Origin of the sequence: Solidesulfovibrio aerotolerans (genome assembly GCF_009856865.1) — a bacterium.
Classification (GTDB): Bacteria; Desulfobacterota; Desulfovibrionia; order Desulfovibrionales; family Desulfovibrionaceae; genus Solidesulfovibrio; species Solidesulfovibrio aerotolerans.
This window is the reverse complement of the sequence record NZ_WVUD01000009.1, coordinates 1-16,411: the sequence shown is the minus strand read 5'-3', so window position 1 is coordinate 16,411 and position 16,411 is coordinate 1. Positions and strand designations below refer to the sequence as shown.

At 65.3% G+C, this 16,411-nt stretch carries 11 protein-coding genes and 1 pseudogene; 4 read left to right on the top strand and 8 right to left on the bottom strand.

Annotation, left to right across the window (positions count from 1 at the left end):
* Window positions 1-79: 79 nt before the first annotated feature.
* Both GTA51_RS07150 and GTA51_RS07145 read left to right on the top strand, forming a co-directional pair.
* Window positions 80-4,225 carry a hypothetical protein gene (locus GTA51_RS07150; RefSeq protein WP_211922478.1) on the top strand — a complete coding sequence of 1,382 codons (4,146 nt, stop codon included), beginning with the start codon at window positions 80-82 and terminating at the stop codon, window positions 4,223-4,225.
* A 372-nt stretch (window positions 4,226-4,597) separates the two neighbouring features.
* The gene (locus GTA51_RS07145) at window positions 4,598-5,035 is read left to right on the top strand and encodes an RrF2 family transcriptional regulator (protein WP_160959869.1); all 438 of its coding nucleotides are present in this window, start codon (window positions 4,598-4,600) and stop codon (window positions 5,033-5,035) included.
* A gap of 417 nt (window positions 5,036-5,452) precedes the next feature.
* On the opposite strand, the gene GTA51_RS07140 is transcribed toward GTA51_RS07145, so the two are convergent.
* The 7 genes and pseudogenes from GTA51_RS07140 to GTA51_RS07105 form a co-directional block, all read right to left on the bottom strand.
* Window positions 5,453-6,307: a menaquinone biosynthetic enzyme MqnA/MqnD family protein gene (locus GTA51_RS07140; protein WP_160959867.1), complete on the bottom strand. Its 855-nt coding sequence runs from the start codon at window positions 6,305-6,307 to the stop codon at window positions 5,453-5,455.
* A 76-nt stretch (window positions 6,308-6,383) separates the two neighbouring features.
* A complete protein-coding gene (locus GTA51_RS07135; RefSeq protein ID WP_160960032.1) occupies window positions 6,384-7,055 on the bottom strand; it encodes an adenylate kinase in 672 nt (223 codons plus the stop codon).
* Between the two features lie 570 nt (window positions 7,056-7,625).
* Window positions 7,626-8,321, bottom strand: a pseudogene (gene tilS, locus GTA51_RS07125) (tRNA lysidine(34) synthetase TilS); the annotation flags it as partial.
* 103 nt (window positions 8,322-8,424) lie between these two features.
* Entirely contained in the window at window positions 8,425-8,760 is a 336-nt protein-coding gene (locus GTA51_RS07120; protein WP_160959866.1) for a hypothetical protein, read from the bottom strand.
* Between the two features lie 3 nt (window positions 8,761-8,763).
* Complete coding sequence (gene hemA / locus GTA51_RS07115; RefSeq protein ID WP_160959865.1) at window positions 8,764-10,125, bottom strand: glutamyl-tRNA reductase; 1,362 nt, start codon at window positions 10,123-10,125, stop codon at window positions 8,764-8,766.
* Window positions 10,088-10,957, bottom strand: coding sequence for a cytochrome C assembly family protein (locus GTA51_RS07110; RefSeq protein ID WP_160959864.1), 870 nt, complete (start codon window positions 10,955-10,957; stop codon window positions 10,088-10,090). The genes hemA and GTA51_RS07110 overlap by 38 nt, the downstream gene beginning before the upstream one ends.
* On the bottom strand, window positions 10,944-11,636 hold the full coding sequence (locus GTA51_RS07105) for a precorrin-2 dehydrogenase/sirohydrochlorin ferrochelatase family protein (protein ID WP_160959863.1): 693 nt from the start codon (window positions 11,634-11,636) through the stop codon (window positions 10,944-10,946). The genes GTA51_RS07110 and GTA51_RS07105 overlap by 14 nt, the downstream gene beginning before the upstream one ends.
* Window positions 11,637-11,727: 91 nt before the next feature.
* Here GTA51_RS07105 and GTA51_RS07100 point away from each other — a divergent pair, with 91 nt between their 5' ends.
* On the top strand, window positions 11,728-12,996 hold the full coding sequence (locus GTA51_RS07100; RefSeq protein WP_160959862.1) for a glycosyltransferase family 9 protein: 1,269 nt from the start codon (window positions 11,728-11,730) through the stop codon (window positions 12,994-12,996).
* A 3-nt stretch (window positions 12,997-12,999) separates the two neighbouring features.
* On the top strand, window positions 13,000-14,274 hold the full coding sequence (locus GTA51_RS07095; protein ID WP_160959861.1) for a CgeB family protein: 1,275 nt from the start codon (window positions 13,000-13,002) through the stop codon (window positions 14,272-14,274).
* Window positions 14,275-14,284: 10 nt separating this feature from the next.
* Here GTA51_RS07095 and GTA51_RS07090 read toward each other — a convergent pair whose 3' ends face one another.
* Window positions 14,285-15,841 carry a flagellar hook protein FlgE gene (locus GTA51_RS07090; protein WP_160959860.1) on the bottom strand — a complete coding sequence of 519 codons (1,557 nt, stop codon included), beginning with the start codon at window positions 15,839-15,841 and terminating at the stop codon, window positions 14,285-14,287.
* Window positions 15,842-16,411 lie beyond the last annotated feature (570 nt).

Genomic DNA, 16,411 nt, shown 5'->3' with positions numbered 1-16,411 from the left:
AGGGCGGACGCGTTGCCATCGGGCCGGTTTTGGCCCATAGCAGAAAGACTGGCGGGGATTGCCGCCCGGGAGGAAATCGATGTCCAGTCTGTCGCGCCGCCTGCTGCGGTTGATCCTTTTCTGCCTTGTCTGCGGACAGGCTCCTTTGGCCCTGGCCGTGTCGCAAACGCCCCAGATGCCGGATACGTCGGGCCTGCCGCCCGCCCTGGTTCCCTGGACGGACTTTGTCCTGCACGGGGCCGGGGAAAAGCTGTGCCCGCCCCAGGGCAACCAGCCCGATGTGCGCGTTTGCCTGTTTCCCAGCCGGCTTGGCCTGGACATCGCCGACACCGGGGCGCGTTTTACCCTGGAAGCCCGCCGTTACACCGAAGGTCCGGTGCCCCTGCCGTCGGGCAACGGGGTCTGGATTGAGGAGGTGCGCCAAGGCGGGACAGCCGTGCCGGTGCTGGCCGGTCCGGGCGGCCCCCATGTCTGGCTGGAGGCCGGGGAGCATGTGTTGACCGGTCGCCTCGGCTGGAATGCCGCGCCGGCCAGCCTGACCCTGCCGCCCGATATCGGTCTGGTGGGCCTGACCCGGCAGGGCGTTGCGGCCCCGGTGGAGGTCTCCCCGGCCGGCGAACTGCGTCTGGCCCCGCCTGTTGCCCCCAAACCCGTGCAAAACCGCGAGACGGTGCGGGTGTTTCGATTGCTCACCGACGGCGTGCCCCTGACCGTGACCACGCTGTATCGTCTGGAGGTGTCCGGGCTGGCCCGGTCGGTGACTCTCGCCGGGGCCGTGCCGGCGGGCAGCGTGCCCTTGGCCGTGCGCGCGCCGGTGCCGGCCGGGCTTGGGCCGGACGGTTCCCTGGTTTTGGATGCCGGACCGGGGCGCTACGAAATCGAGGTGGTGGCCCGCTATCCGGGCAAGGTGGCCTCGGTGGGGCCGGCGGCCTGCCCGTATGGCCGGGAAATCTGGTCCTTTGCGGCCGGGGAGGGGCGCGAGGTGCGGCCCGAGGGCGTGCCCGGCATCGATCCCAAGACCTCCGAGGTGCCGGCCCCCTGGCAGGGTTGGCCGGCCTTTGCGGTCACGGCCGGCAATACGCTTACCCTGGCCGAACTGGGCCGGGGCGCGCCCCCTGGCCGTGACGCCCTGACCCTTTCCCGGGAAATCTGGCTCGATTTTTCCGGCCAGGGCCTGTCCGTGCGCGATACGCTGGCCGGGGAAAACCGCCGCAGTTGGCGGCTGGCCCTGCTGGCCCCGGGGATATTGGGCCGGGTGACGGCTTCGGGCCAGGACCAGCCGGTGGTGCTTTTGGGCCAGGATGGGCCGGCCGGCATCGAACTGCGCCAGTCCCACCTTAATGTCGTGGCCCGCTCGCGCTATCCCGAGGTGTCTGCGGCGCTGCCGGCCGGCGGGTTTGACCGGGAATTCGAGCGCGTGCACGCCACGCTGCATCTGCCGCCGGGCTGGTCGCTTTTTTCCGCCAGCGGGCCGGACACGGTGACCGGCGGTCTGCTGTCCCGGTGGACGTTGCTGGATTTATTTCTGGTTTTTCTTTTGGCCGTAGCGGCTTTTTCCTTGCGTGGCCCGCTGGCCGGGGCGGGGCTGGGGCTTTTTTTGCTCCTGTCCTGGCATGCGCCGGACGCGCCGACAACAATTTGGATTTTTGTTCTGGCCGGTTTGGGCCTGCTGCGGGCGGCCGGGGATGTGGGACGGCTGGCCGGCCATCCGGCCTTTCGGCGGTTGGCTTTGACGCTCTATTTCCTATCCCTGGCGACGCTGGCTGTGCTGGCCGTGCCCTTTGTGGCCCGGGAACTGCGATTGGCCGTGGCCCCGCAGATCGGGATGCCGGCACCGGCCCCGTCGGCCGGTTTCGTGCAGCCCATGGCCGCCAAGGAAGCCATGCCGGTCCCGGAAGTGTCGGTGGCCCGGGGCAAGGACGCGGCCGCCGGGCGCGCCATGCCCATGCTGGCAGCCGCTCCGGCAGCCGATGCCGAGCGCCTGGAATTCGATCCCAACGCGCTGATGCAGACCGGACCGGCCATGCCGACCTGGAATTTTGCCTCGGTGGGGTTGTCCTGGCGCGGACCGGTGGCTGTTGGCGAAACCTTTCGCCTGACCCTGGTCCCGCCGCTGGTCACGAGGGGCCTGGGCTTTGCCCGGGTGCTTCTGTTGGGGATGGCCTTGTTGCTGTTATTTGATCGCGAGCGGGTGCGCCGGCTGGCGGCCCCGGTGGTCCCGGCACCCCCGACGGCCTCGTCTGGCCCTGGGGCAGGACCGACGATGGTCGGGGTGGGCGCGCTGCTGCTGGTCCTGGCCGGCGGTCCGGCCCTGGCCGTTGCCGCTGATTTCCCGCCTCGGGAACTGCTCGATGCCCTGCGCGAACGGCTTGTGGAACCGCCGCGCTGCCTGCCCCAGTGCCTGGGCAGCCCGGGTCTGGACGTGAGCCTTAAGGGCGATGTCCTGACACTGGCCTATTCCCTTGACGCCGCTGCCCGCACCGTTGCGCCGCTGCCGGTGGTTTCCGACGGCTGGCGGCCGTTAACGGCCACGGTTGACGGCAAGCCTGCGGCGGGGCTGGTCCGCCAGGGCGGCGAACTGGCCGTTTTGCTCGAACCCGGCAGCCACAGCGTGGTGGTGTCCGGTGCGGCCCCCCAGGGTGTCTCCTTTACTATTGCCGCGCCCCTGGCCCCGGGTCGGGTGCGGGTGGCGGCACCGGGCTACCGCGTACAGGGGCTGGATGCGCGGGGTGTGATGACCGGTCCCCTGGAACTGACCCGGGCCGAGACGGCCGCTGCCGGACCGGCCAAAGTGGGGAACATCGGCGCGGACGTGCCGCCCTTTTTCGCGGTCCGGCGCAGTCTGGATTTCGGCCTGACTTTTGAGGTGGCAACCGAAGTGGTGCGCCGCTCGCCGGTTGCGACTGCGGCGGTGGCCACGGTGCCGCTGCTGGCCGGGGAATTGCCCGACGCGGCCGGGGTTTCGGTTGCAGGCGGCCAGGCCGTGGTCAGTTTCGCCCCGGGCCAGGAGCGCGTGTCCTGGCGTTCCAAACTGCCGGCTGCGCCGCAGCTGACGCTTACCGCGCCAAACGATCCGGCCCTGGCCGAAACCTGGACCGTCTCGGCCGCAGCCCTTTACGACATCACCTTTGACGGGCCGCCGCCGGTGGCCTGGCTGTCTGCCCAGGGCCGCTATGCCCCCCGGTTCGTTCCCTGGCCCGGGGAACGCCTGATCGTCGGCATCAGCCGGCCCGAGATCGCCCCTGGCGAATACCTCACCCTGGAGCGGGCCGGGCTGGTGGTGCGCCAGGGGCTTCAATCCCGCGATACCACCCTGACCATGTCCTTTCGGGCGGCCAAGGGCGGCCGCCATGTCGTCACCCTCCCGGCCGGGGCGGAAATCACCCGGCTCGCCGTGTCCGGGCGCGAAACCCTGCCCACCGGCGGACCAAACGAGGTCGGCTTCGCCCTGCCGCCCGGGGTGACCGAAGTGGTGCTCAACTTCCGGGAACGCATCCCCCTGGGCTTTGGCGTCCAGACCCCGGCCGTTGATCTGGGGCTGGCCGGGACCAATGTGGACGTGGCCTTGGAACTGCCGGCCGACCGCTGGCTCCTGGCCGTCCACGGAGCCACGCCCCTTGGGCCGGCGGTCCTTTACTGGGGCTGGCTGGCGGCTGTCGTGGCCTTGGGGCTTGGACTCTCCTGTCAAAAGGACACGCCGCTGACCCGCCTGGGCTGGCTGGCCTATGCCCTGGGCTTAAGCCAGGCCACGCCGGCAAATTGCGTCCTGGCCGTGGCCTGGATTGCCGCCCTGGCCTGGCGCAGACGCCATCCCATCGAACAGGGGGCGGTGGTCTTTAACATCGTCCAGGTGCTGCTGGTGCTGCTGGCCCTGGCCGGTTTCGAGGCCCTCTACGAGACCCTGGGGGCGGGGCTTCTCGGCTTGCCGCGCATGCAGGTGGCCGGGAACGGCTCCACAGTGACCATGCTGCGCTGGACCTTTGACCGGGTGGCCGGGGCTGTGCCTCTTTGCGGGGCGCACACTGCGCCGATGCTGGTCTTTCGGGGGCTGATGCTGCTGTGGGCCTTGTGGCTGGCCTGGTCGCTGTTGCGTTGGTTGCGCTGGGGTTTTGACAGTCTGACGGTTGGCGGCGGCTGGCGCAAGACGACGGTGGCGCTGCGGTTGCCGAGTCGTAGCCGCCCGGCGGCTGGTCCCGCTGCGGCGGGCAAGGAGGGGGGAAAGTAGTTTCAATATGGTGGCATGGTTCTTGAAGTGTGCTCCCCGTCGGCAGAATTGTCGCGGGGAGCAGGAATATGGACAGCAGGCATTGCGCCATCTGCAGCCAGGAGCTGGAAGTTTTGGATGTGTATATTGTTCGGGCGCAGGGCAAAATCTGCAGCCGGTGCGTGCTGTCCCGGGGAATTCCGGTATCCGGGCGGATTTCCCGGGAGACGCTGCATCGTGGCAATTGCCGGGAACTGCCTGTCCGGCCACGGTTTACGCTGGTTGCGGGCTGATTTGTCGCTTTGGAAAACCGGTTTTGCCATTCGCAAATGAATTTGCTAGAGTCCGTCTTGTTCGTTTTTGCACAAAATCGGGACAAGGGGAAAGCGACCCATGCAGCTCACCACGCGTAGCCGTTACGGCTTGCGCATGCTTTTGGATATCGCCCTGCACGGCGAAGACGGGCCGGTCCGCATCCAGGATATCGCCAAGCGGCGCAATATCTCTGTAAAATATTTGGAACAACTGATCCGGGCGCTCAAGAAGGCCGGGTTTATCACGAGCAAGCGCGGCCCCAAGGGCGGGCATGTGCTGGCCGTGGGAGCCGACGAGATCAAGGTGGGCGATGTGGTGCGGGCGCTGGAGAGCCGTCCTGAGCTGACGGAATGCGTGGGCAACCCCGACGTCTGCCTGATTTCCGCGGACTGCGTCACCCGCCAGATCTGGGCCAGGGCCACGGAGAGCATTTTTCGCGAACTCGACGCCATCCGGCTGGCCGATCTGATGGTTCAGTCCCGGCGTTCAGAGATTCTCGGCCTGCCCTGCTGCTGACGGTTTCCCGCTCCCAGGTAGGGCCATTCTTTTGGGGATGCGGCGCTGTTTCTGGTCTTAAGGCGTATCTGACAACGAGAACCGCAGTTCCCGCTGGTCGCAGTCTTTGACGATCCTGGAGCAACGGTGGTTCCCGCCAAGCGCCTCCTGCGGCTGTCCCGTTCTTGAGCCGCTCACCGTAGCAACCAGTGCCACACCCCCCTTATAAACTTCTCCAGTTGCAGGGGTCCGGGGGGATCATCCCCCCGGCCGCCGGAGGCCTCTTCTGCCTTCTCTTCTTCTCCGTCCCTTTGCCCCTGCCACCATCGCGCAACACCGTTCCCCCTTAACCCCTTGCCTTGAGGTGGGATTCCAAAGGGCTCAGCCCTTTGGCCGCCGGAGGCATCTTCATCTTCTGCCTTTTCTTCTTCTTCTCCCTTACAGGGCATAGCGCAGGCCGGGCACGGCCGGGATGAGTCCCAGTTCGCGGCAGTGGTGGGCAAACAGCACCAGCGATGCTGCTGCAGCTGCGTCGAAATCGTAGTTGACCACCGAGAAGTAATCGAGCAGCGCCGCGTCGGACAGCCAGTCCGGCCGGGACGGCGCACGCAGCAGGGCGGGCAGTCGCTGGGGCAGGGCGCGGTTGACGTCCACCAGAAAGCGGCGCACCCGGTCCAGGGTGACCAACCGCTGGCCGGCCAGGCCTTCGCGCACGAGCCACAGGGCAAAGACGAAGGGCGTGCCGGCGAAATCCTGCCAGGCCTGGCCGAGGTCCGTTATGTGCCAGCCCGGCGGCGGGGCGAGCCGGCGGCGCAGGGCCAGATCGCCGATTTCGACAAAGGGCATGCCCCGGTCAAAACCGGTCCCCGGGGCCACTGTCGCGTACAGCGGCTCGGGAAAACCCCAGGCAAAGCGCCACAGCACTTGCAAGAGGGCATTGGAACTGGCCGAGGCCCCGGACAGTTGGACGGCTGCCCCGGTGCGGGCCAGATAATCGGGCAGTTCGGGCAGGGGCACGGGCGTAAGCAGCAGCACGCTTTGGATCGGACCGGCGGTCGCCCGGATGCACAGGTCGGGCAGCAGGGAAAAAGCAGCCGGATTGGCCAGATAGGCAAAGGCCGAGGCCGGGGCGGCGTCGATGGTGCCGGCAATCAGGGCGGCGTTGAGTTCGGCCGGATGCCCGGGCACGTAGGCGATATCCGGGCCTTGGGGAAAGGCCGGGGTCAGGGCCTCGTAGAGCGGCCAGACGTTTAAGTAGGCGATGCGGCCAAGTGTCAGGGGGGCGTGTGCCATGAAGGCTCCTTGGGCGAAAAAACGCGGCCCCGAGGGTATTCCCCCCGGGGCCGTGGTGCAAGGCAAATCCCGGTGACTAATCGAGCTGGGCCAGCAAGGTTTCCTTGATGGAGTCGATGGAGCCTTCGCCGTTGAGTTCAATGTACTTGGTCTGGCCTTTGGCAGCCAGATCCTTGTAGAAGTAGGCGGCGGCCAGGGTGCCGGTGGTGGTATCGTAGTAGATGTCGTGACGCTTGCCGATGGCGCCCTCGTCCTGGTCGTCGGAGCGGGCCGTCAGCGCGCCGCCGCACACCCGGCAGACATCGCCGTTGGGCTTGATGGCGTCAATAAAGATGTTGTTGGGATGGTTGGGGTCGTTGGCGCACAGACGACGTCCCATGATGCGGTTCTTGGCGATTTCGCGGGGCAGGAGGATCTCGATGACGTAATCGAGCTTCATGCCTTCTTTCTGCAGGGCTTCCCACAGCTTTTCGGCCTGAACCATGTTGCGGGGGAAGCCGTCGAGCAGCCAGCCGTTCGCGCCCTTGGCCTTCAGGGTCGCAAGGATCATGGGGATGGTGATGTCGTCGGGAACCAGCTCGCCCTTGTCGATAAAGGCCTTGGCCTTCATGCCGAGTTCGGTGCCGCCGCCGATGTGCTCGCGGAAGATAGCCCCGGACTCGATGTGGGCCAGATTGTACTTCTTTTTCACCAGGGAACCCTGGGTGCCCTTGCCGCTGCCATTGGGACCAAAAGTGAGGATATTCACCGGGACTGCCTCCATGTTTGATTTTTCACAATCGGCCTCATTACCCCCGCCCGCAAGCGCTGTCAATGGCGTTTCCTGTTTTGTCCGACCGTCCGGTGTGTGGGCAAAGACGATTTCCCGGGACGCGATACGGGCCGATTTGCCGCCCGGGAACTGAAAGACCCGGCCGGTGTTGCGGCGGGTTACGGCCTGGTCCAGGGCAAAAAGGGCGTCGGCCAGGGCTTGCCCCGGTCCCAGGGCGGCCAGGGCGCGGCGATAGAGGCGCAGGCGCAGGGCTGGATGCGTCCCGGCCAGGGCGGCCCGGGACAGCCGGACTACGGCGGGCGCGCCGGGCAGGCTGTCTGGAGCGGATTGGCCGCACAGAGCGGATGGTTGCGACGGTGTGGCCGGGGCTGGACCGGTGGGGTTGCCGGATGGTGCCGGCCGGGCGAGCGAAGCGGGGCGGCCGGGGGCGGTGGGCAGATCGGGCACCACTGCGGCAAAATAGTCCGTGTCCAGCCGGGCTTGCCGCCACAACCGGGCGGCCGCGTCGAGGTAGCGGGGGTTTTCGGCCAGGGCCGCCGGCAGCATGGTCTGGCGGATACGGTTGCGCACACAGACCGGCTGCGCATTGGACGGGTCGCAAACGACCGGCAGATCGAGGGCGGCGATAAAGGCCTCGATGGCATGGCGCGGGGTGAGCAGCAGCGGGCGCAGGATGCGGCGGGCGGGATCAAGGGCCGCCATGCCGCCAAGGGCCGGCCAGCCCGCGCCGCGCGTCAGGCGCATGAACTGATCCTCGGCCAAATCATTGAGCTGATGGCCGGTCAGGGTCCAGGCGTCGGGGCGTCCGGCGGCCAGTTCGGCAAAAAAGGCGTAGCGGGCCTGGCGTCCGGCGTCTTCCCAGCCGGTTTTCCCGTCCCGGGCCAGGGCGGCCACATCGACGCGGCGGGTGTGGCAGGGCACGGCCAACCGGCGGCACAGGGCAAGCACAGCCTCGGCTTCGGTGCCGGATTCGGGCCGCAGGGCGTGGTCGAGATGGGCGGCTTCCAGGCGGGCAACCCCCAGGCGGGGTGCCAGGACGGTGGCCAGGGCGAGCAAGGTTACGGAATCCGGTCCGCCCGAAAGCCCCACAATCCAGGTTGCGCCGACCGGGTCATGGCCGCATTCGTCGGTCAGGAACTCGGCCACGCCCAGGCACAGTCGGGCCTGCCGGCGCGGCAACGCAGCCAGGGTCAGCCGACGGTCTGGCGGCTGGTCGGAACCGGGGGGCGGGATGGTTTGCATAGGCGCTGCCCGTGGCGGTCGGCGTGTGGCCCGGGAGCGGAACGTGTGGACTCGGGCAAGGCCACGCCCTGGGCACACCATTGGCGTGCCCAGGGCCACGACACTAGACCGCGATGTCCAGTTCCCGGATGAAGTTGTCCAGGAAATCCATCATCTGCTGGCGCTGTTCGGGTGAACAGTAGCTGATGCAGGAGCAGCGCAGTTTGCCGCGGCCGCGCACCAGCAGTTCGAGTTTGAGCCAGTTGCGCCCGGTCTCCAGGACCAGCATGTACGGGCCGCACTCGGCGTAGTGCTGCTGTTGCTCGTCGTTGAGCATTTCCTGGGGGAACGGAATATAAAAGATATGGTCAAGCGGACCTTTGAAGCCTTTTTCGGTCAGGTTTCGTTCGATCTGCTCCATGTTATCGGCGGATACTTCATCGATCAAATAGGATCGCATGGTTTACTCGCTTGGATCCGTCGCGTCGAAGTCCGTTGTCTCGGCCTCGTCCTTCGGCGGTTTACGGTCCGCGTGGGCGTCCTGGGGGACTTTTTCGCGGTCCAGATTGTACATGCGGCGGGTGAGGTCGATAAACCTGTCGCCGTGGTCTTCCTTGGCCCGCCGCTTGAGAAAGGCGATGGGTTCGTGGAGCGCTTTGCGGCTGATGGACAGGGACAGGGTCTCGACAGCCTGGCGGATCTCCTCGGAAATGTCGGGACCAAGGCGGCGCAGGGTCTTTTGCAGCTCCCGGCGGGCGAGCGCTTCGCTGGCTTCCAGCATGTCCACGATGGTGGGCTTGACGGCCAGCGATTTGAGCCACTCGCCAAAGCGTTCCACCTGCAAGCCGATGATGTCCTTGGCCCGGGCCGCTTCTTCGCGACGCTGGGCCAGATTCTCCTCCACGACCTCTTGCAGGTCGTCGATGTCGTAGAGGTAGACGTTGTCCAAACTGTTGATATCCGGGTCGATGTCGCGGGGAACGGCGATATCGATAAAAAACATGGGTTTGTGCCGTCTGGCCTTGAGCACGGCGCGCACGTCCCGGGCTTTTATGACCACATGGGGCGCGCCGGTGGAGCTGATGACGATGTCCACCTCGTGCAGCCGCGTGAGGAACTCCTCAAAGGCCACGGCCCGGCCCTTGAAGCGTCCGGCCAGTTCTTCGGCCCGGGCATAGGTGCGGTTGGCCACGAGTATTTCCGACACGCCGGCATTGAGCAGATGGATGGCGGCCAGCTCGGCCATTTCGCCGGCCCCGACCAGCATGGCTTTTTTCCCGGCCATCTCGCCGAAGATGCGCTTGGCCAGTTCCACGGCGGCGTAGCTGATAGACACGGCGCTGGCCCCGATGCCAGTCGCCGTACGCACCTTTTTGGCCACGGAAAAAGCCTTGTGGCACAGCCGGTTGGTGATGACTCCGGCGGTACGGCTGGCCACGGCATGGCGATAGGCGGCTTTGAGCTGCCCGAGAATCTGCGGTTCGCCTAAGACCAGCGAATCCAGTCCCGAGGCCACGCAAAAAAGGTGGTCCACGGCGGCCAGGCCTTGGTGGGCATAGAGATGGGGGGCCAGGGTGGCTGGATTTTGGCCACACTGCTCGGCCCAGGCGGCCAGGACGGCGGATTTGGGATCGCGCCCCACGGCATCGGCCACCAGCACTTCCACCCGGTTACAGGTGGAAAGGACCAGGACTTCACGCAGACGGGCGTCGCCATGCACCAAAAGCTCACCGAGTTTCGGACGCTCGCCCAGGGCGAACGCTTCCCGAATTTCCACTCCGGCGGTCTTATGGTTGAGGCCAAACAGGTAAATCTGATGCTCCATCGATATATCGTGCGAAACTATGGTGTGTGGGCATGTAGAAATTGATGACCAGCATGGACACAAGGGTCAGCCCGAACAGCCAGATGGCCATACGGGCGGGTTTGCGTCCCTGCCAGCCCAGCACCAGACGCTGATGGAACAGGAAGGCGAACAGCATCCAGATGCAGATGGCTGTAATTTCCTTGGGATCATAGGAAAAGATGCGGTTCCAGGTGAGCTTGGCCCAGATAAAGCCCGAGAGCAGTCCCAGGGTATAGAGCGGAAATCCGGCTGCCACGGCCCACCGGTTGACCGTATCGCAGGTGGACAGGGCGGGCAGGGCCTTGGCGAAACCGCCGAGCTTCTCCTTGGTCTTGATCTTGCGTTCCAGGTACAGATAGGCCACCCCGGCCCCGCAGGCCATGGCCAGGAGGCTGATGGCCAGAAACAGCGCCCCGATGTGCAAACCGAAAAATAAGCCGCCCAGCGCTTTGGGCAAGGGCATCCGGGCTGCGGTCACGGCCTGAGAAGACAAAAACAGGAACAAGGCCAGTGGCGAGGCGAGCAGCCCCAGCATGCCCAGGCGCAGCCGCCACCACAAAAAGAGGCAGATCAGCAGCAGGCTCCAGGCCAGCAGGCTGAAATAGAATTCGCCCGACAAAAAGGCCATGCCGCCTTCCAGGACCAGCAGGGCGGCCAGATCCAGGGTGTGGCAGACAAAGCCGCCAACGGTCAGCAGCCAGCCGGCCCGGCGAAGCCCGGCCTTGCCCGTGACCACGCCCAGCAAATGGCTGACCGCTCCCAGGAAATACCCGGCGAGCACGAGCAAAAAGAGAATGTTAAGCGCCGGCATGGGTGAGCGCTCCCGACACGAGCCCGGCCGCCTCGCCATGCAGGGAAGCGGGCAAAATGTCCCGGAGGATGGCTTCGGCCCGGGCCGCATCGCCTTGCTCCAGGGCTTCGAGCAGGGGCGAATTGACCAGATCGCGAAAGAGGGCGGAATTGGCCGGCGTGCCGAGGTCGAGCCCCATCACCAGGGGCCGCAACTGGCTCATGAGGAGCAACAGCGCCCCATATTCCGAACCGAGAAATTCCCCCAGCCCCTGGCGGATCTTTCGGGCCAGGGCCGGCGAGCCGCCGCCGGTGGAGATGGCCACGGTCAAATCGCCCTGGGTGAAAAGGGCCGGCACGATGAAGCTGCACTTTTCCGGCTGGTCCACGATGTTGCAGGGGATGCCGCGCTCGGCGCATTCCCGGCTGATGCGCCAGTTAAGCGCCTCGTCGTCGGTGGAGGCGATGACCAGGAACCGGCCGTCGAGATCGGCGGTCTCATAGGGCCGACAGGCAAAGACCACCGCCGGATGCGAGAGCAGCTCGGTACAGGAATCGTCGGCCGGGGCCAGGTCGATGACCAGGATCTCGGCGGCGCCGCAATCGGCCAGGGTGGCGATCTTGCGACGTCCGACCTGACCTGCGCCGACGACCAGGCAACGCTTGCCGTGCAGATTGACGTAAATTGGATAATACCGCATGGAAGCCTCCTATAGCAGAAGAACGCTTGGGCCGGAAAGGGCTTTTTTTCACATGAATCATTCGGTTTCCTGACCGCGGGACGGTACGGCAATGGCTCGATTTCTGGTTTTGCAACTGGCCCGGCTGGGCGATCTGGTCCAGACCCGTCGGTTGCTCGCCGGCCTTAATGCCAAGGCGGCAGCCGCCGGCGGCGGCGAGGTGCATCTGGCCGTGGACTGCTCGCTTGCCGGTCTGGCCGCCCGGCTCTACCCCTTTGCCCAGATCCACGGCCTGCCGGCCCACGGCGCGGCCGGGCTTGATGCCGGTGCGGCCGCGTCCCAGGCCCGGGCCGTTTTGGGCGAGCTGGCGGCCCTGGCCTTTGACCGGGTCTATACGCTCAATTTTTCGCCCCTTGGCATGGCCATTGCGGCCATGTTCCCGCCCGAGGTCCAGCGCGGCTACCGCCAGTTCGCCGGCCAGACCGACAAGGACACGCTGTTGCGGCTTGTGTTCCGCATCGCCCGGGACCGTCGCGGCAGCGGGCTCAATCTGGCCGACATCTGGGCCCATCTCGACGATGAGCCGCTTGCGCCCGCCCAGGTCAATCCCGAGGCCGCACCGCGCGGCGGGGGCCTGGGCGTGGCCCTGGCCGGCCGGGCGGCCCGGCGTTCGCTGCCGCCGGAAATCCTGGCCCCCATCGTGCGCACGGTCTTTCGCCGCAGCGGAGTAACCCGGCTGGTGCTGCTCGGCACGGCCGGGCAGGCCGGCGAGGCCCGGGCGCTGGTACGAAAGCTCGACCCGGCCGTGGCCGCTTCCTGCGTGGATGCCACCGGCAAGACCGATCTGTTTGGGCTGTGTGAGGCAGTCGCCGGCCTGGACCGGCTGCTCACCCCGGACACCGGGGCCATGCATCTGGCGGCTTATTATGGTGTGCCGGTCACGGCGTTTTTTCTGTCGTCGGCCTGGTGCCACGAAACCGGCCCCTACGGCCTTGGCCACGAGGTCTGGCAGGCAACGCTCCCATGCTCTCCCTGCCTGGAATCGGCCCCCTGCGAGCGAGGGCACGTCTGCCGCCTGCCCTTTGCCGATCCCGGCTTTCTGCGCGCTCTGGCCGGCTCGGCCAAGGCGATCCTGCCGCCGGGGCTGGCCCGTTTCGCCACGGACTGCGACGCCCTTGGGGCCGCGTGCCGACTGGTTGGCGGCGAAGACGCCTCTGCGCCGGACCGGCAGGCGTTTCGGGCCTTTGCGGCCCGAAGGCTGGTCGGCGCGGATGGGGACGGGACGGACCTGGCCCGGGAGCGGGAGCTGGCCGAGCGCCTGTATCTGGAAACCGACTGGATCTTGCCGCCACCGGGGCGGCCGCTACGCGGGGAGGGCTAGACGATGGCGGGAAAGACAACCTTGCGGGTGTTGGTGGTGTTGCCCATGTACGGCGGCTCGCTGCCGGTGGGCCGGTACTGCGCTTCGGCCTTGGCCCAGCTTGGCCATGTGGTCGAAATCTTTGAAGCGCCGGAGTTTTACGGGGCCTTTGAGGCCTTAAAAACCCTGCGGGTGACGTCGGATCGGCTGGAATATCTGGAGAACAGCTTCCTGCAAGTCATTTCCCAGGCCATTTGCGCCAAGGTCGAGACCTTTGGCCCGGATCTGGTTCTGGCCCTGGCCCAGGCCCCGTTGTCGCGCCAGGCCTTAAAGCGCCTGCGCCGGGACGGGGTGAAAACGGCCATGTGGTTTGTGGAGGATTTTAGGCTCTTCACCTACTGGCAAGCCTTCGCGCCTTATTATGATGTCTTTGCCGTCATCCAGAAAGACCCATTCCCGGACCGGCTGGCGGCCGTCGGGCAGCCAAACGCCCTGTATCTGCCCATGGCCGCCGATCCGGCCGTCCACCGGCCCCTGGAACTGTCGGCCGTGGAACGGCGCACCTACGGGGCCGAGGTCTCGTTTATGGGCGCGGGCTATCCCAACCGGCGGGCGGCCTTTGCCCAACTGCTGGATTTTGGTTTGGGGATTTTCGGCAGCGACTGGGACGGCGACGCGGCCCTGGCCGGCCGGGTGCGTTTCAGCGGGCGACGGATCACCACCGAAGAAGCGGTCAGGATCTTTAATGCCGCCACCATCAATCTCAATCTGCATTCCAGCATATCGGCCCGGGAGTGCGTACCAGCCGGGGATTTCGTCAACCCGCGCACCTTTGAACTGGCCATGTGCGGGGCGTTCCAGCTTGTGAGCGACAGGACGTATCTGCCGGAGCTTTTTGCCGACGACGAGCTGGCCCGGTTTGGGAGCATGGAGGCGTTGCGGGAAAAACTGGCCTATTTCCTGGCCCATCCCGAGGAGCGGGCCGACTATGCGGCGCGGGCGCGGGCGCGGGCCTTGGCCGAGCACACCTACGCCCATCGCATGGAGCGGCTGTTGGCCTTTGTGGCCGAGCGTTTCCCGGAGTGGCCGGGGGGGCGCGAGGAGGAGCAGGCGGCCCTGGCCGGCCTTCCCCAGCCCCTGCGCGATGAGACGGCGCAGCTTTTGCGCGACCTCTCGCTGCCGGCCGATGTGACCTTTCCCGATCTGATCGCGGCCGTGCGGGGCCGGCAGGGCCGGCTGACACCTCTGGAAACGTCGCTGCTCTTTTTAGATGAATGGCAGCGGCAGTACGGCGGCTAAGGCCGCCAGCCTACTTTTTGATCTCCAACGCCTTGGCCATCATGTCCTCGGCCGTGGTCACCACCTTGGAGTTGGCCTGAAAGGCCCGCTGGTTGACGATAAGGTTGACCATTTCACTGGCCATGTCCACGTTGGAAGATTCCAGGGTGCTGCCGGAAATGCCGTCGAGAACGCCGGTATTGGCCCGGGCCACGGTGGCTTTGCCGGATTCTGTGGTGGCTGAGAGCAGGTTGTTGCCGTCGCGGCGCAGGTCCGTGGGATTGACGAAGCTGGCCAAGGCCACGACATAGAGGGCTTTGCTCTGGCCGTTGGTGAATGTCCCCCACAGCACCCCGTCTTCGTCCACGTTGGTGGCAGTCATTTCGCCCGCAGCGTACCCGTCCTGGGAAGTCGCCTGCGTATAGGATGAAGTGGCGTAGTTGGTGGTGCAGGAGACGGCATTGCTGGTCGCAGAGGAGTCATAACCGGCATTGGCTGCGGTGCTGGTTCCGATATCCGCAGCAGTGGCGGCGCTGGTGGCGGACCAGCTGCCTCCCGTGGTGGACAGGCCCGTCTTGAAGGCGACGCTCTGGGCGCTTAGGGAAGTACCGTTGGAGGCCGACATGAAGGTGGCTGAAAACTCGGGCACCCCCGAAGAGGTCAGGCTGGCCTGGGTCCAGGAGGAGAGGCTTGTCGGGTCAGTGCCGCCGGGCGTAAAGGCCGTCTGATTTTCCATAACGCCCTGAGCGGAAAAGGTCATCGTGCCGATCATGAGGACGCCGGCCTTGGTCGTGTCGCCGGTGACGTCGCTGCCGTCCTCGGAGGGGGGGACGGTTACCATATATTCCCAATACTCTTTGCCGGATTCGTCGTTGGTCTTGGAATAATAGACAGTGGCAGTGTGGCCCGTGCCTTCGGAGTCGTAGATCTTTACTGTGGCGGAATAATCAGAATCAGCCACGGGTGTATCACTGTTGGCATCGTAGCTCTTGAACATAGTAAAGTAGGGATCAGTGGAGTCGAGTGTTCCCGTAGTTACTTGGCTGTCAAGGTTGGTAACGACTTCTATTGTTCCCGTAGCTTGAGGATCAATTGTAAAATCTGTAATTTTGATATCGGTAACATCGCCAGTCGTTGGCACCTGTGAAAGAATAGTATTGCTGCGCTTGGCTGCTAAAATAGCATCATTATCTACCGCCCATCCCTGTACGTTTAAGCCGGTAGAAGTAAGAAGATCACCACCTTTGTCAAAGTTAAAATCACCTGCCCGTGTACAATATGTCTTGTCGTTGGCTGTGTCCTTGACGACAAAATAGCCATGCTCACCATCTATGGCCATATCGGTAGCGTTACTGGACTCATTCAGGCTGCCGACCGATGTCTGCATAGCCGTTGACCCGACCTGCACGCCGGTGCCAATCTGGCTGCCGTCTGATGTGCCGCCGGCCATGGCACTCATGGTGTCGGCAAAGAGCATTCGGGCCGACTTGAAGCCAACGGTGTTGACGTTGGCCAGGTTGTTTCCGGTCGTGGCGATGCCCTGACTGTAGCTGAGGAGTCCTGAGACCCCGGTCCATATTGAGCTCATGCTCCACCTTCCTTGTCGCCTGGGCGGCAGGAATTGCCTGCCAAGCCGTCTCGGCCTGTCCCCAAAGGGCGGCCTGTCGTGAGCGGCAGCGGCAGGATGGCCCGCCGGCTCGTTCGGGCAAAAGCCAGAAGAAGTGGGGGCAGGGCAAACTTTGCCGCTTGCCGTAGGGGTGTGCAGGACTTGGGCCAAGCAGGGCGTAGGGCTGGGGCTGGGCAGACGCAAAAAGTGTATTGACAGGGTCAGGCCGAATAGGTATTTCTGAAAGTCCGCGCTGTGCAGATCTGTGTGACAGATTAGTGGCAGCAAGGGACATTGAAAAAACGGTTGACAGGCGACGCAAGTGCGGCTATTTAGTTCAGCCCGCTGCGGAAAGCCGCAACGCGGATCGAAGGGCAACGGCACTTCGAGTTGAGTGAAAAAAAACGTTGACGGGCCGGGCGGGCGAGCGTAGAAGCTCACCTCCGCTTCGGGAAACCGGAAACGGACGGGTCGCTGGAAAGCGAAACGAAGTTGAAAAAAAGTGTTGACGGTGCTGGCGGGGAAGCGTAGAAGCTCACCTCCGCAAGCGAA

Excerpts from the sequence above, each read along its gene's own strand:
- GTA51_RS07150 (WP_211922478.1), top strand. The coding sequence starts at position 80 with ATGTCCAGTCTGTCGCGCCGCCTGCTGCGGTTGATCCTTTTCTGCCTT.
- GTA51_RS07140 (WP_160959867.1), bottom strand. The coding sequence starts at position 6,307 with ATGGCACACGCCCCCCTGACACTTGGCCGCATCGCCTACTTAAACGTC.
- GTA51_RS07100 (WP_160959862.1), top strand. The coding sequence starts at position 11,728 with ATGGCTCGATTTCTGGTTTTGCAACTGGCCCGGCTGGGCGATCTGGTC.
- GTA51_RS07105 (WP_160959863.1), bottom strand. The coding sequence starts at position 11,636 with ATGCGGTATTATCCAATTTACGTCAATCTGCACGGCAAGCGTTGCCTG.
- GTA51_RS07110 (WP_160959864.1), bottom strand. The coding sequence starts at position 10,957 with ATGCCGGCGCTTAACATTCTCTTTTTGCTCGTGCTCGCCGGGTATTTC.
- GTA51_RS07095 (WP_160959861.1), top strand. The coding sequence starts at position 13,000 with ATGGCGGGAAAGACAACCTTGCGGGTGTTGGTGGTGTTGCCCATGTAC.
- hemA (WP_160959865.1), bottom strand. The coding sequence starts at position 10,125 with ATGGAGCATCAGATTTACCTGTTTGGCCTCAACCATAAGACCGCCGGA.
- GTA51_RS07145 (WP_160959869.1), top strand. The coding sequence starts at position 4,598 with ATGCAGCTCACCACGCGTAGCCGTTACGGCTTGCGCATGCTTTTGGAT.
- GTA51_RS07090 (WP_160959860.1), bottom strand. The coding sequence starts at position 15,841 with ATGAGCTCAATATGGACCGGGGTCTCAGGACTCCTCAGCTACAGTCAG.
- GTA51_RS07120 (WP_160959866.1), bottom strand. The coding sequence starts at position 8,760 with ATGCGATCCTATTTGATCGATGAAGTATCCGCCGATAACATGGAGCAG.